The sequence below is a fragment of the Cellvibrio polysaccharolyticus genome (genome assembly GCF_015182315.1).
GTDB classification, from domain to species: domain Bacteria; phylum Pseudomonadota; class Gammaproteobacteria; order Pseudomonadales; family Cellvibrionaceae; genus Cellvibrio; species Cellvibrio polysaccharolyticus.
The window spans coordinates 2,338,096-2,364,164 of record NZ_PRDL01000001.1 but is presented as its reverse complement, the minus strand read 5'-3'; the positions used below and the strand labels follow the sequence as shown (position 1 = coordinate 2,364,164).

Annotated in this window: 17 protein-coding genes; all 17 read left to right on the top strand. The window is 51.7% G+C overall.

Annotation, left to right across the window (positions count from 1 at the left end):
* Nucleotides 1-32: 32 nt before the first annotated feature.
* Nucleotides 33-3,542: a chromosome segregation protein SMC gene (gene smc / locus C4F51_RS10045; RefSeq protein WP_193909457.1), complete on the top strand. Its 3,510-nt coding sequence runs from the start codon at nucleotides 33-35 to the stop codon at nucleotides 3,540-3,542.
* Nucleotides 3,543-3,560: 18 nt separating this feature from the next.
* Complete coding sequence (gene zipA, locus C4F51_RS10040; protein WP_193909456.1) at nucleotides 3,561-4,769, top strand: cell division protein ZipA; 1,209 nt, start codon at nucleotides 3,561-3,563, stop codon at nucleotides 4,767-4,769.
* Between the two features lie 136 nt (nucleotides 4,770-4,905).
* The gene (ligA, locus tag C4F51_RS10035; protein WP_193909454.1) at nucleotides 4,906-6,951 is read left to right on the top strand and encodes an NAD-dependent DNA ligase LigA; all 2,046 of its coding nucleotides are present in this window, start codon (nucleotides 4,906-4,908) and stop codon (nucleotides 6,949-6,951) included.
* Nucleotides 6,948-7,559 carry a transglycosylase SLT domain-containing protein gene (locus tag C4F51_RS10030; protein ID WP_193909452.1) on the top strand — a complete coding sequence of 204 codons (612 nt, stop codon included), beginning with the start codon at nucleotides 6,948-6,950 and terminating at the stop codon, nucleotides 7,557-7,559. Before ligA ends, C4F51_RS10030 begins: the two co-directional genes overlap by 4 nt.
* Before the next feature lie 66 nt (nucleotides 7,560-7,625).
* A complete protein-coding gene (locus C4F51_RS10025; protein ID WP_193909450.1) occupies nucleotides 7,626-8,048 on the top strand; it encodes a hypothetical protein in 423 nt (140 codons plus the stop codon).
* Nucleotides 8,049-8,091: 43 nt separating this feature from the next.
* Nucleotides 8,092-9,093 (top strand): porphobilinogen synthase, encoded by a 1,002-nt coding sequence (hemB, locus tag C4F51_RS10020; protein WP_235992317.1) that lies wholly within the window; start codon nucleotides 8,092-8,094, stop codon nucleotides 9,091-9,093.
* A gap of 13 nt (nucleotides 9,094-9,106) precedes the next feature.
* Complete coding sequence (locus C4F51_RS10015; protein ID WP_193909448.1) at nucleotides 9,107-9,505, top strand: DUF3012 domain-containing protein; 399 nt, start codon at nucleotides 9,107-9,109, stop codon at nucleotides 9,503-9,505.
* Between the two features lie 5 nt (nucleotides 9,506-9,510).
* Nucleotides 9,511-11,007 carry a Wadjet anti-phage system protein JetA family protein gene (locus C4F51_RS10010; protein WP_193912520.1) on the top strand — a complete coding sequence of 499 codons (1,497 nt, stop codon included), beginning with the start codon at nucleotides 9,511-9,513 and terminating at the stop codon, nucleotides 11,005-11,007.
* On the top strand, nucleotides 11,000-12,157 hold the full coding sequence (locus C4F51_RS10005; RefSeq protein WP_235992316.1) for a DUF4194 domain-containing protein: 1,158 nt from the start codon (nucleotides 11,000-11,002) through the stop codon (nucleotides 12,155-12,157). Before C4F51_RS10010 ends, C4F51_RS10005 begins: the two co-directional genes overlap by 8 nt.
* Before the next feature lie 44 nt (nucleotides 12,158-12,201).
* Nucleotides 12,202-15,834, top strand: coding sequence for an ATP-binding protein (locus C4F51_RS10000; protein ID WP_193909447.1), 3,633 nt, complete (start codon nucleotides 12,202-12,204; stop codon nucleotides 15,832-15,834).
* Between the two features lie 145 nt (nucleotides 15,835-15,979).
* The gene (locus tag C4F51_RS09995) at nucleotides 15,980-16,846 is read left to right on the top strand and encodes an ATP-binding protein (RefSeq protein WP_193909445.1); all 867 of its coding nucleotides are present in this window, start codon (nucleotides 15,980-15,982) and stop codon (nucleotides 16,844-16,846) included.
* 77 nt (nucleotides 16,847-16,923) lie between these two features.
* Nucleotides 16,924-18,108, top strand: a complete 1,185-nt coding sequence (locus C4F51_RS09990; RefSeq protein ID WP_193909443.1) for a MalY/PatB family protein — start codon at nucleotides 16,924-16,926, stop codon at nucleotides 18,106-18,108.
* 201 nt (nucleotides 18,109-18,309) lie between these two features.
* Nucleotides 18,310-19,638 carry a 30S ribosomal protein S12 methylthiotransferase RimO gene (gene rimO, locus C4F51_RS09985; RefSeq protein ID WP_193909442.1) on the top strand — a complete coding sequence of 443 codons (1,329 nt, stop codon included), beginning with the start codon at nucleotides 18,310-18,312 and terminating at the stop codon, nucleotides 19,636-19,638.
* 488 nt (nucleotides 19,639-20,126) lie between these two features.
* Nucleotides 20,127-22,166: a protein-disulfide reductase DsbD family protein gene (locus tag C4F51_RS09980; RefSeq protein WP_235992315.1), complete on the top strand. Its 2,040-nt coding sequence runs from the start codon at nucleotides 20,127-20,129 to the stop codon at nucleotides 22,164-22,166.
* Between the two features lie 35 nt (nucleotides 22,167-22,201).
* On the top strand, nucleotides 22,202-22,816 hold the full coding sequence (locus C4F51_RS09975) for a thioredoxin family protein (protein WP_193909440.1): 615 nt from the start codon (nucleotides 22,202-22,204) through the stop codon (nucleotides 22,814-22,816).
* Between the two features lie 191 nt (nucleotides 22,817-23,007).
* Nucleotides 23,008-23,403, top strand: a complete 396-nt coding sequence (locus tag C4F51_RS09970) for a hypothetical protein (protein ID WP_193909439.1) — start codon at nucleotides 23,008-23,010, stop codon at nucleotides 23,401-23,403.
* A gap of 135 nt (nucleotides 23,404-23,538) precedes the next feature.
* Nucleotides 23,539-26,067 carry a protein translocase subunit SecD gene (gene secD / locus C4F51_RS09965; protein ID WP_193909438.1) on the top strand — a complete coding sequence of 843 codons (2,529 nt, stop codon included), beginning with the start codon at nucleotides 23,539-23,541 and terminating at the stop codon, nucleotides 26,065-26,067.
* The last annotated feature ends 2 nt before the right edge of the window (nucleotides 26,068-26,069 follow it).

Genomic DNA, 26,069 nt, shown 5'->3' with positions numbered 1-26,069 from the left:
TGGCGATCAGACTCAGATGAGTGTAAGGACTTATGCGACTAAAGTGCATTAAGCTGGCCGGATTCAAATCATTCGTTGACCCAACCACGGTCAACTTCCCCAGCAATTTGTGCGCTGTGGTTGGCCCCAATGGTTGTGGCAAATCCAACATTATCGATGCTGTGCGTTGGGTAATGGGGGAGTCGTCGGCGAAAAATCTTCGCGGCGAAAACATGACCGACGTTATTTTTAACGGCTCCAGCGGCCGCAAACCGGTTGGGCAAGCCTCCATTGAGCTGGTGTTTGACAACAGCGACGGTACGCTGCTGGGCGAATATGCCGCCTTTACCGAAATCTCCATCAAACGTAAAGTAACCCGCGACGCGCAAAACCATTACTACCTCAATGGCACCAAGTGCCGCCGCCGGGATATTACTGATATCTTTTTGGGAACCGGTCTCGGGCCGCGCAGCTATGCGATTATCGAGCAGGGCATGATCTCCCGTCTGATTGAAGCCAAGCCGGAAGATTTGCGTATTTATATCGAAGAAGCTGCTGGTATCTCCAAATACAAAGAGCGCCGCCGCGATACCGAAAGCCGTATGCGCCGCACCATGGAAAACCTTGAGCGCCTGACGGATATTCGCGATGAACTGGAGCGTCAATTGTCGCGCTTGCAGCGCCAGGCACAAGCTGCTGAAAAATACGGCGAATACAAAAAAGAAGAGCGTCAACTCAAAGCGCAACTGCAAGCGCTGGAATTTCGTGAGCTGGATGTGCAAGCCAAAGCCAAAAATGAATCCATTCGCGATCTGGAATTGCGCATGGAATCATTTGTTACCGAGCAGGTAAACAAAGATACCCGCATTGAAAAATACCGCACCGAATACACCGAGCTGAGCGACAAGTTTAACGAAGTGCAAGGCCGTTACTACGCCATCGGCTCGGACATCGCGCGGCTTGAACAAAACATTCAGCACGCCCAGGAGCGCTCGCGCCAGCTGCAAACCGATCTGGATCAAACCTCGCGGGATACCAAAGAAGCCGAAGAGAATCTGCAAGCGGATGTGCTCAAGGTAGAAAACTGGGAAGCCGAGCTGCTGGAAATTGAACCCGAACTGGAGCTGGTGCAAGCCGCCGAAGAAGATTCCAGTGAAATCCTGCTGACATCTGAAGAAGATATGCAGCGCTGGCAAAATGAGTGGGACAACTTCAACCAGCGCGCCGCCGAACCACGTCAGAAAGCAGAAGTTCAGCAATCCCGTATTCAGCATCTTGAACAAGTGCAGCAGCGCTTGCTGCAGCGTATTGAAAAATTGCGCGATGAAAAACAAGGCCTCACCGACGGTGGTGCCGATGAAGAAATCGCGCAGCTGAGTGAAAAACTCGCCGAGCTGGATCTGGTGGCCGATGAAAAGCGCCAACAGGTGGATATTCTTGCGGAAAACATTGAAGCCCGTCAGGACGACAACAATCGTCTGGTTAACGAGCTGGATCAACAGCGCAGCCGTTTGCAAAGCATGCGCGGTCGCCATGCCTCTCTCGAAGCCTTGCAACAGGCCGCACTGGGTGAAAAAAACAAGGCGGTTACCCGTTGGTTATCCGAGCAACAACTGACCGACAACCAGCGTCTGGCAGAAGCCATTCGTGTTGAAGGCGGTTGGGATCAGGCGGTAGAAACGGTGCTCGGCAATACCTTGCAGGCGGTTTGCGTTGATGGCCTGGATGCCGTTGCCAGTGTGATTGGTGGTCTGACCCAGGGCGAACTGGTTTTATTTGATACCTCGGTGCGCCATGGTGGTGCCGCAACCGGTAAAGCATCGCTGTTAAGTGAATTTGTCAGCGGCGACTGGGATGCAGCAGGTTATCTCAGTGGCGTCTATGCTGTAGACACACTCGAAGCGGCGTTGGCTTTACGCCCGCAGCTGCAAGGCAATGAATCGGTTATCACCAAAGACGGTATCTGGCTCGGCCCGCACTGGTTGCGCGTCACCCGCGATACCGATGCCAGCTCGGGTGTTATTGCCCGCCGTCAGGAACTTGAAGAACTGACTGCGGCCATTACCGAAGCAGAAGAACAGGTGGGGCTGTTGGGGCAGCAGCTGGAAGAGGGGCGTGATACGCTCAAGCAACTGAACCAGCAGCGTGAAACCGCTCGCCGCGAGGTGGAAGAACAATCCCGCCGTCACGCTGAAGCGCATTCGCAATTAAGTGCCATGCAGGTGAGGGTAGAGCAAGTGACCATGCGCCGTGAGCGTGTGGAATCGGAAATTCGCGAAGCGCGCGAGCAAATGGAGCAGGAAGCGGAGCACCTGTCCGAAGCGCGGATGATTCTCAGCGAAGCGATCGAAGCCATGGAGCAGGATACTGATCGTCGTGAAGCCTTGCTGCAACAGCGCGATGATATTCGCTCGAAACTGGATCAGGCGCGGCAAAAAGCCCGCCAGGACAAAGACCGCGCTCATGAGTTGGCGATGCGTTTCCAATCGGTCAAAACCCAGCTGGATAGTATCCGTCTTGGTATCAGCCGTTTGCGTGAGCAGGCATCAAGATTGCAGGAGCGTCGCGAACAGCTGTTGATGTCGCTCGGCGAAAACCGTGATCCGATTGAAGAATACAAGCTTGAACTTGAAGCTGCCTTGTCCAAACGTTTGTCGGTTGAGGCGTCGCTGGGCGAAGCGCGCAGAGCGCTGGAAACCGTTGAGCACGAACTGCGTCAATCCGAACAGGCACGAAACAAGGCTGAGCAGGAAGTGCAGGCGGTGCGCGCGCATCTGGAGCAGGAGCGCCTCGCCGCCCAAATGTTTGAAGTGAAGCGGGCAACGGTGGTAAAACAGCTGGAAGACGAAGCGTTTAACCTCGAAATCCTGCTGGCGGATATTTCCGACGAAGCCAGTGTCAGTGCTATTGAAAGCGAGCTGGAAGTGTTGGCCGGGCGCATTTCCCGCCTCGGGCTGATCAACCTTGCGGCTATCGATGAATACAAGATTGAATCCGAGCGCAAAAACTATCTCGACGCGCAAAATGCCGACTTGATGGAAGCCCTGGAAACATTGGAAAATGCGATCAAACGTATTGATCGCGAAACCCGTACACGCTTTAAGGAAACCTTTGATCAGGTGAACAGCAGTTTGCAGGAGCTGTTCCCCAAAGTGTTTGGTGGCGGACATGCTTACCTTGAATTGACTGGCGAGGATATGCTGGATACCGGCATCACCATTATGGCCAGGCCGCCCGGCAAGCGTAACAGCACCATTCATTTGCTGTCTGGTGGTGAAAAAGCATTAACAGCGATTGCGCTGGTATTTTCCATCTTCCGTCTTAATCCGGCACCTTTCTGTATGCTGGATGAAGTTGACGCACCGCTCGATGATGCCAACGTCGGGCGCTATGCAAGAATGGTGGAAGAAATGTCTGAACACGTGCAGTTTATTTATATTACGCACAACAAAATTGCGATGGAAATGGCACATCAATTAATGGGGGTTACCATGCACGAACCGGGTGTTTCCCGCTTGGTAACAGTAGACGTCGATGAAGCAGCCGAGCTTGCTGCGATATAACACAAACGGATTACCCTTATGAATGATTGGTTAATAGTCATCACGGCAATATTGATTATTGCAATTCTTGCCGATGGCGTCAGACGCATGCATTTATCCCGCCGGGATAAAATTCGTGTCTCGCGTAAAGTGTACAAACAACAAACTGGCCGGGAAGAAACCCCGACCAGTACCGAAGTTTTTACCAGTGAACTGCCTAACGGCGGTGCGCGCGTTGTGTCCACTCACGATCCCGTGATCTCTGCTCGCCCGAGTGTGCCGACGCGCGAGTCACGTAAAAATTCCAGAGGCTTTGCTGAAAACAATGTACCGCCTACCTTGATGGAGCCGGTAGTTGAAGATGTACTAATGAAAGGCCGTCACAGCGAACCGGCCTACGAAGAAGAAATACCGGCTGCCCGTCAAGCGCCGGTACGTCACCGCCGCGATGAGTACGAGCGCGAAGAAGAACGTTATGCTCCGCAGGAACGTATTGAACCAGGCTTTTTTAACGAGCCGGAAACTGCACCGGCACCTTACGCCGATAACCGTGCCCCGGTTCGCGCAGAAGAAGCCTATGACGAGCGGGACGATTATGATGATCGTTACGACGACGAAGAAGACGATGACCGTTATGAAGATGACGAGCCTTACGACGCCGAAGACGATCGTTATGATGACGAACAGGACGAAGATGATCGTGAGTACGATTATGAAGACGAAGAAGACGAACGCGAAGAACCTGTTCTGGCTGAAGATCCCAATGATCCGCTAACGCGGGCTGCGCCGGCCAAAGCGGTGACCGAGCCGGAAGAAGTGCTGATCATCAATATCATGGCGCAACGCGGCGGCAATTTCCCCGGCGGTGAATTGCTGGATGCATTGCTGAAAGCCGGTTTGCGTTTTGGTGACATGAATATTTTCCATCGCTACAGCGACATCAAAGGTGACGGCGAATTGCTGTTCAGCATGGCGAACATGGTCAAGCCCGGTTATTTTGATCTGGAAGCCATGGACGATTTTGAAACGCCCGGCGTCAGCTTGTTTATGACGCTGCCGTTGAAAGCAGACTCCATGAAATCATTTGACTTGATGGTCGACACCGCGCGCGATATTGCCGATGCACTGGGTGGCGAATTGAAAGATGAACAGCGTAGCGTAATGACCCGCCAGACTATTGATCATTGCCGCGAGCGCATTCGCGATTTCGAAAGACGCCGCCTTTTCTCACGTCAACGTCGCGACTGATCTCTCTGCAATATCCCGATAATTTTATTGCTGTATGGCAATAGATTGTCGGGATATTTTCGTTTTTACTGAAAGTGAAAATTTATTGACTGAATTTTTTAACGTTATTCAGTGCAACACATTCGGAAATATTTCCATGGTATCCACTCCCGATGTTAATCAGGAAATCAGCGCGCTACGTGTTGAAATAGATCAGCACAACTATCGTTATTATGTTCAGGATCAACCTTCTATTCCTGACGCTGAATACGATCGTTTGATGCAACGGCTGATTGGCCTCGAAAATGAACATCCGGAATTAATAACGTCTGACTCTCCCACGCAACGTGTAGGCGCAACACCTTTGTCTGCATTCACGAGCGTTGAGCATCGGGTGCCGATGCTTTCGCTGGACAATGCTTTCGATGATGAAGATTTGGTGAGTTTTAATCGCCGTATTCAGGATCGTTTAAAAAACGCTGACGAACTCGAATTCGCCTGCGAACCCAAGCTGGACGGTATCGCTGTCAGCTTGCTGTATCGCGATGGCATTTTGGTGCAGGGCGCTACGCGTGGTGATGGTTTTAATGGCGAAGATATCACTCAGAATGTTCGCACCATTCCTTCCGTGCCGTTGCGCCTTAATGGTAAAGGTTTTCCTCGTGAGTTGGAGGTGCGCGGCGAGGTGTATATGACCCGCGCCAGCTTTGAAAAACTGAACCAGCAAGCGCGAGAGAAAGAGCTGAAAGTTTTTGTTAATCCGCGAAATGCAGCGGCGGGAACTTTGCGCCAATTGGATGCCAAAATTACCGCCAGTCGCCGTTTGGAAATGTGTGCTTACAGCGTTGGCCTGGTCGATGGCGTGGATGAAAATTTTCCCTGGCCGCAAAAGCACAGTGATGTTCTTGAATCCTTGCAGGCTTGGGGTTTCAAAAAAAATCCGGACACCAGAGTTGCTGCCAATATTCAGGAATGCATAGATTATTATCATCATATTGGTGAAAAGCGTCAGTCACTGAGCTACGACATTGACGGCGTGGTGTTTAAAATTAACTCACTGGCATTGCAGCTGCAGCTCGGTTTTGTTTCCCGTGCGCCACGCTGGGCAATTGCTTGCAAGTTTCCAGCGCAAGAAGAAATGACGCTGCTGCGCGATGTGGAATTTCAGGTGGGCCGAACCGGTGCAGTAACACCTGTGGCTCGCCTTGAACCGGTATTTGTGGGTGGCGTAACCGTATCCAATGCAACCTTGCATAATCGCGATGAAATTGCCCGGTTGGGTATTAAAATTGGTGATACGGTCATTATTCGCCGCGCCGGTGATGTCATTCCGCAAATTGTTGCCGTGGTTGAAGATCGCCGCCCGGATGATGCCCGGGATATTCTTTTTCCTGCGCAATGCCCGGTTTGTGGCTCGCCGGTAGAAACGGCTCCCGGCGAAGCGGTGGCCCGGTGCGATGGCGGTTTGATTTGCGGCGCGCAACGCAAAGAGGCCATTAAACATTTTGCCTCACGCAAGGCGCTGGATATTGAAGGTCTTGGCGATAAACTGGTTGAGCAATTGGTTGATCAGGGCAGCGTTAATGCCGTTGCTGATCTTTATTCGTTAACTCGCGAACAGTTGGCGGCGCTTGATAGAATGGGCGAAAAGTCTGCGGTTAATTTATTGCAGGCGCTCGACAAAAGTAAAAGCACAACGCTGGCGAAATTCATTTACGCCTTGGGTATTCGTGAAATTGGCGAAGCCACTGCCCGAAACCTTGCCAATTATTTTGGTAATCTTGCTGCGCTGGCGGCGGCCACCGCAGAAGACCTGAAGCAAGTTCCGGATGTTGGCCCGGTAGGTGCGCACTTTGTTGCAGATTTTTTCAGTCAGGAAAAAAACACCAGCGCGATAACTGCGCTGCAAGCTGCTGGTATTCACTGGCCCGATATTGAGGTCAAACCCCTCGAAAGTTTGCCACTTGCCAATACCACCTGGGTGCTTACCGGTACGCTTGAACATTTTTCCCGTGATGACGCCAAGGCGCATTTATTAACGTTGGGTGCCAAGGTGGCTGGCAGCGTGTCGGCAAAAACCGATTACGTGGTGGCGGGCCCCGGAGCAGGTTCCAAGCTGCAAAAAGCCGAAAGCCTGGGTTTGAAGGTTATGGATGAGCAAGGGTTGCTGGACGTATTAAAAGAGCATGGAATTGCGTTATGAAAGTTGTAATGGCACTGCTGGTGCCTTTTTTGTTGTTACTGACCACGGGCTGTGCGACAACACCACCGTCCAATAGCGCCAATCTCTGCGAGATTTTTGAAGAAAAGCGGGGCTGGTACAAACCGGCAAAAGCGTCCAGTAAAAAATGGGGTTCAGATATCCCGACCATGATGTCGATCATGTATCAGGAGTCGCAGTTTGTTCATAATGCCCGACCGGCGCGCAAGCGTATTTTATGGGTAATTCCCGGCCCGCGTAAAAGTAACGCGATGGGTTATGCCCAGGCAAAAACAGAAACCTGGCGAGAGTACGGGCGCGATAGTGGTAACGGTTGGGCAAAGCGCGATCGTTTTAACGATGCTATTGATTTTATCGGTTGGTACAACCGCAAAAGTCTTCAGCGCAGTCGTATTCCGTTGAATAACGCTTACGATCAGTATCTGGCTTACCACGAAGGGCACGGTGGCTATAACCGTGGCACCTATCGTAAGAAAAACTGGCTGCTATCCACTGCGCGCCAGGTAGAAACCAGAGCATCCCGTTATCGACAACAGTTGGCGGGTTGCGAGAAGCGTTTGGAACGTCGTGGCTGGCGCTTGTTTGGTTAGCCGCCCGGCAGCGGGTTGATTGCGAGTTTTTCGCTGTATTGATGAATATATTGCGGGAATAAAATTATGGACCAGGAATCAATCGTATACGGATGTATAAAAGATACCGTGTCACTGGTGGCAGACACCGAGCGCTTGCGCACCAATCGCGAAGCCATGCTGGCTTTGCCCTGTGCCGATGAATGGCCATTTCTTTCCCGTGAAATGTTTTCCATTCCTGCGGCACATACCATGAACACCCATTACCAGACAGACGTTATGCATTTTGGTGCATCCTACAAGGCAGTTGAATACGAGTGGGATCAGTGGGTAGAGCAATTCGAGCAATTGTTGAAAAGAATGTATTGGGTGTCGGCTACGGTTCATCTCGAAACAGAGCTTTCCGGTACGCACACGTTTATATGGGAGGCGGGCGGTTCAGGCCACAAGCCCGGTTCAGGTAACATGGCCGTTCGTTGCGAATGGAGTCATGAAGGAAATTTACTGTAACGCCTGCAATCTGCGGGTTTGTTTTTATGACAAGGCTACTGCAATGACTATGCAATCTCCGTCAGCTTATCCAACTTTTCGTTTTCGCCGTTTGCGGCAAACCAGCGTGCTGCGCAAGCTGGTTAAGGAAACCCGTTTGAGCATGGACGATTTTATTCTTCCGATTTTCGTCGAGGAAGGTATTGAACAACCGGTTGCCATCCCGAGCATGACCGGTGTGGTTCGCTATCCTGAAACACAGTTGGCAGAGGTGGTGCAGCGTGTTTGGCGCGCAGGCGTTAAAGCTATTATTTTATTTGGCGTATCCACCCATAAAGATGAAGATGGCTCGGATACCTGGAGTGAGAATGGTTTGCTGGCCCGGATGATCCGCATCGCCAAAGCCGCTGTACCGGAAATGCTGGTGATCAGTGACAATTGCTTTTGTGAATACACCACCCATGGTCACTGCGGCGTTATTCATTCCTGCGGTAACACGGTAGATGTTGATAACGATCTGACACTTATTAATTTGCAAAAGCAGGTGGTCGCTTCTGCCAAAGCCGGTGTTGATATGATCGCGCCCTCCGGTATGCAAGACGGTATGATCGCGGCGATCCGCGAGGCGCTGGATGCCGCCGGTTATCGCCACATTCCGGTGATGTCTTATTCCACCAAATTTGCCTCTGCTTTTTACGGTCCGTTTCGCGACGCGGTAGACAGCACCTTTAAAGGCACCCGCGATACCTACCAGATGGACCCGGCCAATGGCCGCGAAGCGCTTGCTGAATCCTTACTGGATGAAGCCGAAGGCGCTGATATTTTGATGGTGAAACCTGGCATTGCCTACCTTGATGTGCTGGCCAATATTCGCGCCCATTCATCACGTCCCCTGGCGGTTTATCAGGTGAGCGGTGAATACGCCATGATTAAAGCCGGTGCCGCCGCCGGTGTCATTGATGAAAAAGCAATCGTTCTGGAATCCTTGCAAGCGTTCAAGCGTGCCGGGGCAGATTTGATTATTACTTACTATGCAGAACAAATGGCCGAGTGGCTAACTGCTTAAGAGAACTTTGGTTATGCGTGGCATATTGAATTTTTTTCAACAAAACCCGGTGCTCAGCATCATCCTTGCTATCAGTTTATTGCTGTTGAATATTGGTATCTGGCTTTTGCGTAACCCGGCGCCACTGCCAGTGGATTTGCCTGCGTCAGATGTCTCGCAGCGAGCAATGGAAATACCGGCGTTGCCCGACGTTGGTGCGGAAGGTCAGAATGTTGATTCCTTGCAATCAACGGTAATCGCCTTTACTGCAACTTCCATGGCTGAAGCCAGCAAGTTGTCACCCCGTGAACTCGACAAGGCGATTGCCGAGGCTGAAAAAGGTAGCGAAGTCTGGTGCGATTTAATGTTGGTGAAGGCCGACAACGCCTGGACTGAAGAAGAAACGACATTATTTGCCAAAGCGTGCATTTGATCAGCATGTTTTTTGTTGATCAGCGCACGCACTTTTTTTCGCCATTAACCGGTAAATACCGCGAAATTGTTGCGGAATGTTTGCGCCTGTTATATCGCCATCTCTACACCGACATTCGCGATTATGGTCATGCCATGAACCGCGATCAGTTGATTGATATTTTCAAGGAAGCCATTGCCCGAACGCCGATGCTCGATGAGCAGGAAAGTGGCAGTGAAGGGGAGGGGCGTTTCAAGAGTCACCGCGAGCTGGCCAGTTTCATTATTAACCGTTTGCTGGAATGCGGTTGGCTGGAAAAACAGGTCGATGAAGCCACGCTGCAAAGCACCTATGGTTTCAGCCGCAGTGGGCGCGTTTTTACCCAGCCGTTTACCGACGATGACAACAAGCGTTTTCGTACCCGCAATCGCAACACCCGTAATACCCGCAACAGCCTGCAAGCTTTTCTTGAACAGGGCGAAGTGCACGACCTGCTGGATGCTTACGAATATTCCGAACGTATTATCAGTGACTTCACCGATGTAATTTCCGAACTGGAAGAGCGCAAACGCCAACTGGTGCGCGAAGTAGAGTCGCGCCAACTGGTGCAACACGCTACCGATGAATTTTTCGATTTTATGGAAAAGGTTTTCAAACCGGATCTCGAAGTGCGCTTGTCCGCCGACAGTGTTGAAAAATACCGCGACCAGATTGGCAAGTTGATCAGCGACATTCGCCGCAAGCGCAAATACGGCCAGGGCGATGCTGAGATGGCAGAGCGCGACTGGCGTGCGGTGATGGAAATTCGCTTGCGCCAGTCCTTGCCGCACAGAGTGGTGCAGGGTGTCTCCTTGCTCGACACATTGCTCGGCACCATTGAATCGCGTTTGAAAAATGCCTGTGACGTGATGTTGCCAGCGCTGCGCCGGGCGTTGAATACCTTTACCCAGCGAGCGGACATTATCATTCGCCAGTTGAGTTACATTCACACTCAGGGTGAAAACAGTCTTATTGAGTTATGCCGTGATCTGGCAGCGATAGAAACGCCTGATCAGGATGCGTTGCTTGCAGAATACGGTAACGCACTGGCAGGCATTCAATTGGGCTACCCGGACCCTGCGCAAATTCAGTTGCGCAATGCCTGGCAGAAAACCCGCATACGCAGCGGTCTGGCGCAGGAGCAGCCGCTGGATAAAGAAGCACAGCGGGTGTTGATGATTCAGCAAGCACTGGACCGCGCTTTTATTGTGCAGGGCAGTGCTATACATCAATATCTCCATACCGCCTTGCGCGATACTGGCCGCATTAACAGCCGCGATCTTACCGCCGCCAACTCCGATGAACTACTGGCATTGGCGCATGCGGTAGAGGCGGGTTCAGTGAACAATCTCTCCTCCGAATTCCGTTTCGAAATTGAACAACAAGCCGAATGGCTGCATGAATCGCCGCGCGTGCAACTGGACGATTACTTTATTGCCCGCGATGAATTTGTTATCAAACTGGTTGATGTACATCATGAGTAGTTTATCGGACACCCTGTCGCAACAGTTGGCCAGTCGTGATCTTAGCTTGCAGGATTGGAAGTTGTTGGTACAACGCCTTTTGGATTACGGCGTATTGTGTCGTGATGACAGCCAGGTTGAAGCAGAATTTTATGATCAGTTTGTTCGCATTGAACCGCTGGTAGATGATTATCTTTCATTGATTGGCGTGCGCTTTCAGCACGACAAGCATTTTCATTATGTGCGGCTCATTCCGCCTGGCGCGCGCCTTGCCGGTGTTGACGATGAAAATGACGAGCCCTATAACGGCGGTTTTCGCCAGCGTCTCTCCCAGCACGAAGTGGCCATGGTACTGGTGCTTCGCGCCGAGTATGACAAGGCCTTGCGGGAAGGCGCTATTGATGAGCAGGGTTGCACGGCTATCTCGCTCGAAGCGATTACTTTATCCATGAAAAATTTGCTCAAGCGCGCCTTGCCGGAACAAATGGTAGAGCGGCGGCAGGTTTTCAAAAAGTTACGCCAACTGCGGCTGATCCACTTTGTTAATGAGGCAGACCTGGATCAGGGTGAAAGCTGGATAAAAATCCGCCCGCTAATTGTTAATCTGGTGAGTAATGAGTGGCTTGAAGCCATTCGTCAGGATGCCAAATTGGGCAATCACCTACTTACCCAATCACAGGCCGATGGTGAGCCGACAGATACGCCAGTGAATGTTGAAGATGCTTTACAAACCGGGCAGCAGGCTTTTGAAGAAACGGATGCTCCTGTTCCAGCGCAAGCAGAAACTCCTGTTGAGCCTGAAATTGTTGCCCGGGTTGAGGTTGAAAAAAAGGTTGCTACGAAAAAAACAGCCACAAAAAAAGCACCGGTAATCGAGCCCCTGCCAACCCAATCACCGGTCAAACTTGCACCGGCCAAAACAACGAGCAAAAAGCCTGTTGCCGCAAAAGCGGTAGCGAGCGTTTCACCAGCCGTAAAAAAAGCCACAGCTAAAAAGGTCGCGCCTCCTGTTGTTACTAAAAACGTCAGCGAAAAACCGGCTAAAACGACTGCCAAAGCGGGCAAGCCGGTTGCAACAAAACAAACCGCTGTATCGAGCAAGCCCACCACTAAAAAAGCGGTTGGTAAGAAAAGCACTGCCAAATCAATTTCTATTGATGCCGAATCCTGAGTATTGGCTCACTCCACGTTTAAGACCCTGAACCCGGTGACGACATGTATCTCAAAAAATTTATCTATGTGAACTGGGGTAATGTGCCCAACACCGAGTTGGAGTTTGGGCCTATCAGCCTTTTTTCCGGCGGCAACGGTTCGGGTAAAACTACAGCGGCCGATGCTGTGCAAACGATTATGACGGCCGCGCACGATAATCTGTTTCACTTCAACCCCGGTCAGGATGAGTCCAGCCAGCGTGGTCGCGGCAAACAGGTGCGCACTCTTGCGTCTTATGTGTTGGGTTGCGATGACGGTGCTTATGCGCGTCCGGAAGGTTGTTTCGGCTATTTGGCAGCGGTTTTTTATCCCACGCGTGGAGAAAACAGCGAGCCGTTCAGTGTTTTAATTGGCATGCAGGCACAGCTTGAAACCGCCGGCCAACAAAAAGTTGCGCGGCTGGATGATATTCAGTATTTCATTCTTCCCGATGTACAGCTGGCGCTAAAGGATTTAAGAAAAGAAGACGGCGCAGGCGCTTACGTGGTGCCCCTGGATCGCATTTATGCCAGCTTGCGCAGCGAGTTTGGCAGCCAACGGGTCGAAAAATACGATAAGAAAAAAGCCTATCTTTGTCGTTTGTACGGCGCCTTGCGCGGCTATACCCGCGAAGCGGTTTCCGAGCGCGAAGCCATGAACGCGGCAAGAGCTTTCTCGCGGTTTATGGCCTACAAACCCATCAAAGGTATTGACGAGTTCGTTGCGGGCGAAGTACTGGAAGCCCGCGATCTTGGCGAAGCCATTCGTACTGTCTCGGCGATGCTGAAGCGTATTCATACCATGGAGGGCGATGCCCGCAAGCTGAAGGAGTCGATTGATCGCCTGGCTTACAGCCGCGATGTGGCAGACAGTTATATCAACCATTGGCTGGAGCAACAGGTGCTGCGTTACAGCGTAGCGAAGCGTGCTTACAACGAAAGTCAGCAGCTCTACGTCAACAGCAAAAAACGGCAGACGCAGCTACGTGATGTGCTGTTGTCCAATGAAAAAACCACCGCCTTGTGCGAACAACGACGCGAAGATCTGGCTGCGCAAATTTCCCTGGTGCAAGCGCGCCGCCTGGGTGTGCCTGCCTTGCGTGACAAGGATCAACTCAACGCCGAAAAAACCGCGTTGGAAAATCGTTTGCATCAATCTGTGCCGACGCTGTTACAGCAGGATCAGGCGCTGCAAGGTAATATCCAGGCCGCCCAGCAAGTGACACGTTCTCTGCGGCAAACATCCATTTCGCTGGCAATTCCCGCACTTGCTGATAAAAACTTTATTCAACTCACCCGTCAGGTTTCCGAGTCCACGCTTACGCTGGATTTTCATGGGTTACTTAACCGCGACTGGATCGATATCAGCCCGCTGGAAGAGCACCTTGATCGTCTGATTGATATTCAACAGCTGCACAACCAGTGGCAAGCCTGGTGGTACAACGCTGATGATGTTAAAAATTTACGCGACCAGTTGGCTCAGGAACGCGATAAAAGGCACACCTCCGCGGAGCGCTTACAAAAATCCGCCGAGAGCAAACAACGGGAAATCCGTTCGCTGGAAAGCGATCAGGTTGATTACCCGAAGTTTGTTCGCGAAGCCCTTAATGCCATTCAACAACAGTGCCCGGCTGCAGATGCTCGCGTGCTGTGTGATTATGTAGAGGTTCGTGACCGCGCATGGCAGGCCGCTATTGAGGGGTATATCGGGGCCGCCAGGTTTGGCATTATTGTTGAGCCGGAGTACGAAGCAGAAGCTATTCGGCTGGTGCGCAGCTTGCAAGGGCAGGGCAAGGGAGCTCGTGTTATTCAGGGCGACAAGGCGCGCCGTGACTGCGAAAAAATGTCCGCGCCCGGCTCGGATTCTATCGTTCACATTATGCAGTTCACCCACGCCACTGCAGAATATTATCTCAAGGCAAGTTACGGAAATGTTGAGCGGGTTGATTCAGCAGAAGCTTTGCGTAACACCCGCCGCGGTGTAACACGCGATGCCATGGGTTCCGGCAACTACGCCATGTTCCGTTGCGATATGCCGGCGGGCGATTTGGTATTTGGTCAGGACGCGCGTGAGCAAGCCCTAGTAGAAAAAAAGCGCGAGCTTGAGCAACTGACCAAAGAGTGGCAAGCGGCAACCGATCAGGCCAATGAAGCCGGGCAGTTGTTAAAAGCGGTTGACCGTTTGTCGCGGCTTACCTACGCCGATGCCTTGCAATCCCTGCTGGAAATTCAGCGCCGCTTGCAAACCATTGAAAGCCGCATTGCTTCGCTGGATCTCAGTGACTCGGTAGCGCTGGACGAAGAGCTGGCCAACTTGCAAGCCGCAGACAAATTGCAGCTACAGGAAATTGCCAAACTGAATGACCAGCGCATTGAGTTTTCTGCCAGCCTGAAAAACGTCGATGCGCAATGCAAACAGCTGGATGGTGATCAGGAGCAAAACCTCGGTGCGGTTGATGAGGCAGAGAGCAATCTGCAAAGCCTTGAGGCATTGTGGCCGGATTTCAACGCCGAAACCTGTCTGGAGCAAGCGGATGCCGACTGTGCCATTCATAACAAAAGTTATTTTGAGCAGCAGCTGGTTGCGGTTATGTCGGAATCCCGTGACAGCCTGCATCGCCTTGATCAGGCCATCAACAAACACAACCAGTTCTGCGGCAGCTTCGATAGTCTGATATTTAATCCGGATTTTCGCGAAGAGTCCGGCCTGAAAAACTTTCAGGATGTGTGCGATGCGCGCCGTCAATTGGACAAACTCTACAACCGTGATAAAAACCATATTCTGGCGCAGCGCCATGCCGAGTTGGAATCCTTGCGTGAAAGTTTCAATAACGCTTTTGTAACCAACCTCTGCCATTCCATTTATCAGGCGATTAACGACGGCAAAAAAACGCTGGAGTTACTTAACAGCGAACTGGAACATCACCGTTTTGGTGCCGACCGCGAACGCTACCGCTTTGATTACGATTGGGTGCCGGAATTTAAAGAGTATTATCAGTTCTTCAAAGCGGTAAACGACAATCCGGGTATTGGCGATGGTGCCAGCTTGTTTGATATTCCGCTGGAGCCAAAACACCGTCAGGTGCGCGAAAAGTTGATGGCAATGTTGCTCGATGAAGACGAACAAAAGGCCATGCGCGACCTGGCTCGCATTGCCGATTATCGCAACTACCGCCGCTACGAAATTTATAAAGAACCGGAAGGCAAGGCGCCTATTGCTCTGAGCCAATACGGTACCGGTTCGGGCGGTCAGCTGGAAACACCGGCTTACATTATTCGCAGCGCAGCCATCACATCGGCTCTGCGCTTTAATGAAGGCAACAGTCACTTGCGCATGGTGCTGGTGGATGAAGCCTTCTCGAAAATGGATGAACACCGTTCCCGCGAAGTGATTAACTATTTAACGCAAAGTCTGGGCTTGCAGTTACTGTTTATTATGCCGAGCAGCAAGTCTGGCCCGTTTATGGATTTGATTTCCAATCAATTCGTATTCAGCAAGTGCCCGACGACGGTGCCGGTGGGGGAGTTGAATACCCGAGTCGTGCTGGATCGTCAGCAGTGCGCGCCGGAAAAAATCCGTGAACTGATGGAGCATCATCGCCGCACCATACGACAACAAGCATCATTGGATTTTATGCTGGAAGTCGAGGGCACATAAGATTGATGTTGTTATGGTTGTTTGTCATTCCCCAAAACGTGTAAGCGGATGACAAGCGCTCAAATGAGCACCTGCCAACCCGGCGTATGATGGTGAATCAGCTTCAATAAATTAAACCTGTTCTATTATTTATCAGGAGTCCACAGTGTCCGCATTTGATCAACTGGCTTCACGTTTGGAATTATTGCTGGATCGTGTAGAAAAATTACTGCCGGCTGGTACGCCGGAAACTGACTGGTCAGCCAGCGCGTTTCGCTGGCGTCAGCCCATCAACGGTGTGGGCTATTTGCAAGCGGTTAAAAACCCTCACAAGGTTGCGCTGGAGTCGCTGCAAAATGTTGAACGCCAAAAAGCTTCTATACTGCGCAACACTGCCCAGTTTGTTGCCGGGCGTCAGGCCAATAATGTGCTGTTGACCGGTGCCCGTGGTACGGGTAAATCTACCTTGATCAAAGCCTGCTGGAATCATTTTGCTGATCAGGGTTTGCGCCTGATTGAGGTAGATAAAACCGACTTGCTGCACCTGGCGGACATTGTGGATTTAATTGGTGAGCGCCCGGAGCGCTTCATTATTTTCTGTGATGACCTCTCCTTTGAAGAGGGCGAAATTACCTATAAAGCGTTGAAGTCTGTGCTGGACGGTTCTATCGCTGCACCTTCAGACAATATGTTGTTTTATGCAACCTCCAACCGTCGCCATTTGCTACCGCAAAAGATGCGGGAAAATTTGGATGTGTCTTACGAAGATGGTGAAGTGCGACCCAACGATGCTACCGAAGAAAAAGTGTCTCTGTCAGAGCGCTTTGGTTTGTGGCTGAGTTTTTACCCCTTCTCGCAAGATGAATATCTCGAAACGGCACGCTACTGGGTTCAGTATCTGGGCGGTGAATGGCGGGATGATACCGAGCCGGATGCCTTGCGCTGGTATATGACACGCAGCGCGCGTAGCGGTCGTGTAGCCTGGCAATTCGCCAAGGATTATGTCGGGCGTCAGGCCGGTTCGGAGGTTTAAGTAACCTCTGAAAATTACCCACGTTTATTTTTGCCTTGCGCTAGCTTCTTCGCCAACATGTTCAGAGACTCTTTAAAATGCTGCTGCCGAATTTCGATATTCCCGTTCAACGCGAAGGCACCGCGTCATTAAAATTTGATGGCCGGCAGCAGGTTTTCGGCCGTGCCGATGTTAACCCCTTGTGGGTTGCCGATATGGACTTCGCCTCACCGGATTGTATTCAGGCAGCGATTGCCGAACGCAATCAACACCCGGTGTACGGTTATTCGTTATTACCAGACAGCTTTTACCAATCGGTGATCGACTGGTTTGCTACCCGGCATCACTGGCAAATAAAACGCGAGTGGATTGTTGCCGCGCCCGGTGTGGTTTCGTCCTTGCATGCCGCTTGCCTGGCCTTTGCCGGGGAAGGTGAGGGCGTGATTATTCAGCCGCCGGTTTATCATCCTTTTTTGGGTGCGATTCAGAAAACCCGTCGGCAACCTTTGCTGAACCCTTTGCAAGCCGGTGTTGACGGTTATCGCATGGATTTTCAGCAGTTGGAAATTCTCGCCCGTGATGCTCGCCTGTTGATGCTATGTTCGCCACATAACCCGGTCGGGCGCGTATGGCGGCGCGATGAGTTGTTGCAGTTGCTGGATATTGCTCGGCGCAATAAGTTGTACATTATTTCCGATGATATTCATGCCGATCTGGTATTCAGTGAGAGCAAACACACCATGCTGGCGGCGCTGGGTGAAGGTTTCGAAGCGTATCTTGCGGAGCGGGTGATCACCGCCGTCAGCCCCAACAAGAGCTTTAATATTCCAGGGCTCGGGTTGTCCTGTTTGATTATCCCCAACGCCGAATCCCGCCAAAAAATTCAGGCCGCCTACGATTTGATTGCGGCCAATTATGCCAACCCTTTGTCACTGGTGGCATTTACCGCAGCCTATCAGCAGGGGGGCGAATGGCTGGATGCGCTGTTGAAGTACCTGCAAGGCAATCGCGATTTTGTGTTTAACAAGGTTCAGCAGGGTCTGCCGCTGTTAAAAGTCAGCCGCTCCGAAGGCACCTGTTTGATGTGGCTGGATTGTCGTTCGTTAAAACTGGACGATGCCGCGCTCCGCGATTTTATGATCAACACGTGCGGCGTTGGGCTAAGCCCGGGGTTGCAGTTCGGTGAGCAGGGCAGCGGATTTATGCGACTGAACATCGGCACCCGCCGCGAACGTCTGGCAGAAGCCCTGACGGCAATCGAGGCGGGTATCAAAACGCTTTAACTGCTGCCCCGAACAGGCTGCGCCGGGGGCGAGCTTTGCAATTCACCTGGCAGAATCGCCTTAACCCGGCATTGCGGCGGTTCGCATCACTAAATAGCATCTTATTTGAACATTTTTTCGCCATCTTGCTATTGTCGGGATAGGAAAAAAACCGTTCAACCCCTACAATAGCGCACTTTTTTTCAGGTACCCGGCCAAACTATGAAATCCAATCCCACTGTCGGCTTTGTCAGCCTTGGTTGCCCCAAAAATCTGGTTGATTCCGAGCGCATTCTTACCCAATTACGGATGGAAGGTTACAACATCGTACCGACCTACAAGGATGCAGACATGGTGATCGTGAACACCTGCGGCTTTATTGATAGCGCCGTTCAGGAATCATTGGGCGCCATTGGTGAAGCCTTGAATGAAAACGGCAAGGTACTGGTTACCGGCTGTTTGGGCGCGAAAGAAGATGACATCCGTCAAATTCACCCGCATGTGCTCGGTATTACCGGCCCGCACGCCTACGAGGCGGTGCTGGGGCAGGTTCACCAGCATTTGCCACCCAGCCCGATACACAACCCGTTTGTTGACCTGGTGCCGCCGCAAGGCGTGAAACTCACCCCGCGTCACTACGCTTACCTGAAAATATCCGAAGGCTGTAACCACAGTTGCAGCTTCTGCATTATTCCGGACATGCGTGGCAAGCTGGTCAGCCGTCCTATCGGGCAGGTGATGGGCGAAGCCGAACGTCTGGTGAAAGCCGGTGTGAAAGAACTGCTGGTAATCTCCCAGGATACCTCAGCCTACGGCGTAGACATCAAACACCGCACGGACTTCTGGGAAGGCCGTCCGCTGAAAACCGATATGTACCAATTGGCCAGTGCGCTCGGCGAGCTTGGCGTATGGGTGCGTATGCACTACGTGTACCCTTATCCGCACGTCGACAACATTATGCCGCTGATGGCCGAAGGCAAAGTGCTGCCGTATCTCGACATTCCTTTCCAGCACGCCAGCCCGACATTACTTCGCAAAATGCGCCGCCCCGGTCAGGTTGAAAAAACGCTGGAGCGCATCAAAAACTGGCGTCAGCAAGTACCGAATCTGACATTGCGTTCTACTTTTATTGTTGGCTTCCCTGGTGAAACCGAAGACGATTTCCAGCAATTGATGGACTTTTTGCAGGAAGCGCAGCTGGATCGCGTCGGTTGTTTCCAATACTCACCGGTGGAAGGCGCCCGCGCCAATGAATTACCGGATCATGTACCGGACGAGATCAAGCAGGAGCGTTTTGACCGTTTTATGCAGTTGCAGCAAAAAATCTCGGCAGATCGCTTGCAGGCCAAAGTTGGCTCTACTCAACAAGTGCTGATTGATGAGGTTGATGAAGAAGGCGCTATTGGCCGCAGCTTCGCTGATGCGCCGGAGATTGACGGCAACGTGTATCTGAACGGTGAGCAAAATGTGAAGCCGGGCGATATGGTTCAGGTAAAAATCGAACACGCCGACGAATATGACTTGTGGGGATCTGTCGTTACCAAACAATGATACGACAGGGACTGATCATCGTTCTGTCTCGTCTATGCCTGCCTGTATAAAAAGTAGGATCAATTGCATGATCCCTCGCAGGTTGCTGACAAACTTCGAGCTGGCACAATGTGAGTTTGGCGTTAGGCTGTTTGTTCCAAAACTGTTAGTCAGGGGCGCCCGGCCAAGGATGACTCGTCAGAGCTACAGGGAATGTATTCATGCGTTTTTGGAACAAATAGTCTAATGACAAACGGACAGAGTGGCACCTACATAGTTTTCAAAAACAACACACCTTTCCAAAAATCCGAGGCGGATCATTTATTTGATCCGCCTGTTTTTTATTCCGCGCAACATACTTCCCAACGGCTTCCGTTAATGTTTCTTTACATTTTGCAAGAAACCAATGCTTGTGTTTCTTATTCTCAACACTAAGATCAAAAGCAGACTTTGCTAACGGAAAGTATTAAACCATGTTGTTCCCAACCCGAATAAGGACTCGCTGGGTCTTGCTCTGTATAGCGCTGCTGGGCTTGTTGCAGTTGCCGCCAATACAGGCAGCGGAGCGTATTGAGTCTGATCATGTCGTCATTACCTGGCTGGCTCCGGAGCAATTTGCTACCGGCAACACCACGCTGGGCATTCATTTCGAGCCGGACCCGGGTTGGCACGTCTACTGGCGCAATCCGGGAGATTCCGGCGCTGCTCCCCGTTTTTCCTTCAAAACCGAAAACATTGAAATTGGCGAAACGCGCTGGCCTTACCCGGCGCGCTTGCCGGTAGCGCATCTGGTTAACCTGGGTTACGAAAAAGATGTTGCCTATCTGTTTGATGCTCAGGTGGCTGATGCGCAAGTCGGCAACAACGGAAATGTGCATATAGAAGCCGATCTGGAATGGCTCGTGTGCAAGGAAGAATGCATCCCCGGTTTCGGCTTGCTAACGCTTGATCGTCCGGTGGCTGCGGCTGGCGAACAATGGTCGCAGGCAGCACAAGCGACTCTGCAGCGTTTTGATGCCCGTATTCCCCAATCTGCCAGCCAATCTCCCTGGAAAGTCACCGGCGCCCACTGGAGCGCTGCTGATTCCGCCTTGAGGGTTCAGGTGGAGCCGCAAGTTGAGGGCATTGACCTGGATACCATTGAAGCACCGGAAGCCTTTCCGCTGGATGGTAATTGGGTAGACCCTCATGCGCCAAAAGTAGAGCGCAGTGATAACGGCTTCGAATACCGATTCGTTACCTTGCCGGGCATGACCGCTTCAGCAACCACCGGGTTGGTCATCGCGGCCGATGGTATGGCGTGGGAGTTTCCGGAAATTCCGGTTGCTCAGGGCGCATTGAATCAGGGCAGTGGCGAAGGTGTTTCATTCTGGATTTTGTTGATCTCCGCGATTATTGGCGGCGCCATTCTGAATTTGATGCCCTGCGTGTTTCCGGTGTTGTCGATCAAACTCTTTAGTCTGATTCAAACACCGGGGCAGGGCGTGGCGCAGTCGAAGCAGCGCTTGCATGAAGGTTTGCTATACACCGCAGGTGTGCTGAGTACTTTCTTCGCGTTAGGCGCGGTGTTTCTGGCGTTGCGCGCTGGCGGTGCTGCTATTGGCTGGGGTTTCCAGTTGCAATCGCCGCTGGTGGTGTTCTTTTTAATTGTTTTGTTCTGGTTAATTGCGCTGGCCTTTCTGGGCAGTTTTGAGATCGGTCACCGCCTCATGCAGTGGGCGGGCGGAAGCCAGAGCAGTTCTTCTTTTATGACCGGTGTATTGGCGGTGTTTGTCGCCGCGCCTTGCACCGGTCCTTTTATGGGCGCGGCATTGGGTGCCGCCGCGACCTTGCCAGCCGCTTACGCGATGGCGATTTTTCTCGGCCTGGGGTTAGGACTGGCGCTCCCCTTTTTAATATTAACCGCCAGCCCGGCCTTGTCGTCCCGTTTGCCCAAACCCGGTGCCTGGATGGAGCGCTTGCGCCAATTCTTTGCCTTCCCGTTATTCGCCACCGTGTTGTGGCTGGTATGGGTATTGGCGCAGCTTACCGGTCAGCAAGCGTGGCTGGTGAGTGGTATCGCTTTGTTGTTGCTGGCTTTTGCGCTGTGGCTGGGTCAAACCGGCAGTAAACTCTGGAAGCTACTTGCCTGGATCCTGGCGCTGGTGGCGATTGTTTGGGCCGGGAACACCTTGAATCGCGGTTTTGGCGAACAACCGGGTGTAGCGGTTGACAGCGAATGGGCAGGTTACAACGCAGAAAACATTGCCGCCGCAAGGGTGGAGGGCAGAGCGGTGTTTATAGATTTTACTGCCGCCTGGTGCATTACCTGCCAGGTGAATAAAAAAGTGGTTCTGGACACTGACGCCGCCAATGCTATTTTTTCAGAACATGATGTATTACGCATCCGTGCTGACTGGACGCGTTATGATCCGGTGATAACAGAGGCATTGTCCGTATTAGGGCGTAATTCTGTGCCTGTTTACGCGTTCTACCCGGCGGACGGTGGTGCAGTTCAGGTGCTGCCGCAGATCCTTTCGCTGGATATGATCCGGGAACTGGTTCCTTGATAAACAAGCTTTTTTAATCCCACAGGAGAAACACGATGAAGACCATAAAAACCTTGCTTCGCGGTGTGGCGACTCTCGCACTGGCTTTACCTCTGTTTGCCAACGCGGCCGCTGTGCCTGGCAAAGCAGCTCCGGATTTCAGCGTAAACGATGCCGAAGGAAAAACCCACACCCTGGCCGACTACAAAGGTGACTGGCTGGTGCTGGAGTGGTTCAACAAGGACTGCCCCTATGTGAAAAAACACTATGGCAGCAATAACATGCAGAGCCTGCAAGAAAAATACACCGACCAGGACGTTAAATGGTTGACCATTATTTCTTCCGCGCAAGGCAAGCAAGGTTACCTGACTGCCGAAGAAGCGGTAAAAGAAGCCAAAAACCATAAGCTGGCTTCCAGCGCACCTTTCCTGTTGGATACCGATGGCAAAATGGGTAAAGCCTATGACGCCAAAACCACGCCGCATATCTTCATCATCAACCCGGAAGGCGTAGTCGTTTACGCCGGTGCGATTGACGATAACGATTCTGCCAACCCGGCAGTTCTGGCGGATTCCAAAAATTACGCGTCTGCTGCTCTGGACGAAGCTCTGGCTGGCAAGCCGGTAAGTACTCCGGTTAGCCGTCCTTATGGTTGCACCATCAAGTATTAATGGTTGCACTGCCAGGAACCCGGTGTTGCACCGGATTCCTGAATCCCGCTTTGGCATCCATCCTTCTGTTTCTGAAAACTTTATTTTTTATTCTTGTAATGCACTGATGTAAATCTGCTTGACGGCTTTTTTTTTCGGGCGCAGACTCATCTCCATTCTGTGTTCTACAGCCACTTCATGAACCCGCCTGCATGACCCTTTCGGACAACGACGATACGCTTACCGGTTCACCTCTACGTCAGGTGTCGGCAGTATTTTTGTTGCTGTGTTTGCTGGCCATTACCGCGCATTTTTCTACCGGCCAATCGGTACTGTCGGTTGCGGAATCCCGTTCGGGTAACACGCTTACTCACTGGAATAACGATCTTTCACTGGCTCAGCCAGGCACTGTGTGGCGTTTTTCTGCGATTGAGCAGGAGCGTTCCGAGTCGCCGAAAATCAGTGGCGTTGACCACCTTGCCAGTTTTCCGGATATCGATTTTTTATCCACTCAACAGCCAGCCTGGTTGTACCCGGTTACTACGCCGGCATTTCTGGCAGCAACCTTTTACCCTTCGCAAGCCCCGCCATCCTCTTTGCTCGTCTGACTTTTTAATATTGTTGTGAGTTTTCGTTTAAAAACCGGCGCTCTGGTGCAGGGATTTTTAACGATGATTTTTACAACCCGTTCAGTTATTCAGTTAGCGTTTTTTCTGCCCGCCGTGGCAGGAAGCGGAGGATCTATGTCATCACTGGCCAAGCGGACTGTCTGGTACAGTCTCATTATTATTATGGTTCTGCTCAGCGCGTTGCCTAACGTGCTGCCGGGATCAACCCTTGAAAAATTACCCGAGTGGTACGGCAGTAACAAAGTTACCAAAGGTCTCGACCTGCAGGGCGGCTCGCATTTATTGCTCGCCGTAGACGCCAGCCAGTTGGGTGTTAATGCCAGCCAAAGCATGGCCGAACAAATCACTGACACCTTGCGTGCCGATCAAATTCGTTACGCACCGCCAGTAGTCAATGGCAACCAAATTACAGTGCGCGTGCAACAGCAAGAGCAGGTTGCCGAACTGAAAAAAATTGCCCGCCAGCTGATTCGCCCGGCAGAAGGCACCACACCTTTGTACACCTTGAGTGACGTAGACAAAGGTATTCAACTGCAAGCCACCGAAGCGCGTGAAGCCTTGTTGATGAAAGATGCCGTTGAGCGCAGCCTTGAAGTGGTACGTCGTCGGTTGGATGAAACTGGCATGGTTGACCCTATTATTGCCCGTCAGGGTAAAGACAGCATTCTGGTGCAATTGCCAGGTGTTGATGATCCATCGCACATTCGCAAATTATTAGGCACCACGGCATCCATGCAATTTCACTGGGCTGCAAAAGGCAACGGTGGATTCGGGCAGGAAGCCGTAATGCGTGTTGAAGGGCAGCAGGAAGGCGAAACCTATGTGCTGGAGCGGAAAATTGCGCTGGCCGGTAAACATGTAAAAGATGCCAGTCTGGCGTTTAACCCGGACAGCGGTGAGCCGGTGGTCAACTTTAAACTGGATAAGGAAGGTGGTCGCAAATTTGGTGAAATGACCAGTGAAAACGTCGGGCGTGCGCTGGCGATTGTGCTGGATGACAAGGTGATTACTGCCCCGGTTATTCGCGGCGCTATTCCTGGCGGTAGCGGTGAAATCAGTGGTTCTTTCACCACCGCCGAAGCGCACGACCTTGCCTTGTTGCTTCGCGCCGGTGCCTTGCCTGCACCGCTGGATGTTATTGAAGAGCGTACCGTTGGCCCGGATCTGGGTAGCGATGCGATTGCCATTGGTATCAGTAGTGGTATTGCCGGTGCAATTCTGGTGCTGCTGTTTATGGTGGGCATTTACGGTTCATGGGGTTTTATTGCTTGCGTAGGTTTAACCATTAACCTTGGCATGATATTCGGTGTGTTAAGTGCGCTGGGTGCAACCATGACTTTGCCGGGTATTGCCGGCCTTATTCTGGTAACCGGCATGGCGGTAGATGCCAATATCCTTATCAACGAACGTATTCGCGACGAAACCCGGCGTGGCGCCAGTGCCGTAACCGCGCTGAAAAACGGTTTTCATAAAGCTTACAGCACCATTCTTGACTCCAACATCACTACACTGATTGCGATCGCGTTGTTGTTCCTGTTTGGCTCTGGCCCGATTCGCGGCTTTGCCATCACCATGGCGGTTGGTATTTTGCTGTCCATGTTTACCGCGATTTCTGTAACCCGTTTGATGATGGAATGGCGCGTTAACAAAATGGGCCGCCGCCCGCTGGAAATTTCTTCTCTGAAATGGCTGGAAAAAATTTCCCAGGGCAACACCATCCATTTTATGAAAGGCCGCTTTATCGGTTTGACGGTATCTCTAATTCTCTCCGTTGTGGCTGTGGGGTTGATGGCGAAACCCGGCTTGAATTACGGTATCGATTTCAGTGGCGGTAGCGTGCTGGAAATTCAAACCCAGAAAGCCAGCATTGGCGACTTGCGTACCGGCTTGCATGAGCGCGGCATTGAAGTGGCTATTCAGGAATTCGGCAGCGAAGGTAACTTTTTACTGCGTTTGCCCATGGCTGAAGCAGAAACCGTTAGCGGTGAAAATGCCATTCAAAACGTGCGCGAAAACGTTCAGGAAATTGCTGATGACGTGGTTTTCAAACGGGTGGAAATGGTTGGGCCGCGTGTCAGTGGTGATTTCGTAGACGCCAGTATTCTCGCCATTTTAATTGCCGCAGGCGGAATGGTTGCTTACTTGTGGGTGAGGTTTGAATCGCACTTCGCGCTGGGAGCAATGCTGACCTTGGCACTCGACCTGACCAAAACCATTGGCTTCTTTGTGCTGGCAGGTATCGAGTTTAACCTTACCGCGATTGCGGCGTTACTGGCGCTCATCGGCTATTCGGTTAACGATAAAATTGTGGTGTTTGACCGCATCCGGGAAAACTTGCGCATCTACCCGGATAAACCTTTGATGCAATTGTTTGACGAAAGTATTACGTCAACCCTGAGCAGAACCCTGTTTACCTCTTTCTCTACTTTTCTTGCCATTGTTCCCATGGCAATTTACGGCGGGTCAGCGGTGAGCAGTTTTGCCTTGCCCATGTTGTTCGGCATCGTGATTGGTACCAGTTCTTCTATCTGGATTGCATCGCCGATTGTTTTACTATTGGGTAATCGCAGAATACGCAAAGGGTTGGGGCAATTGCACAGCAGCCGTGAACAACGGCAGCAGGAAATAGATGCATTGCCCTGATC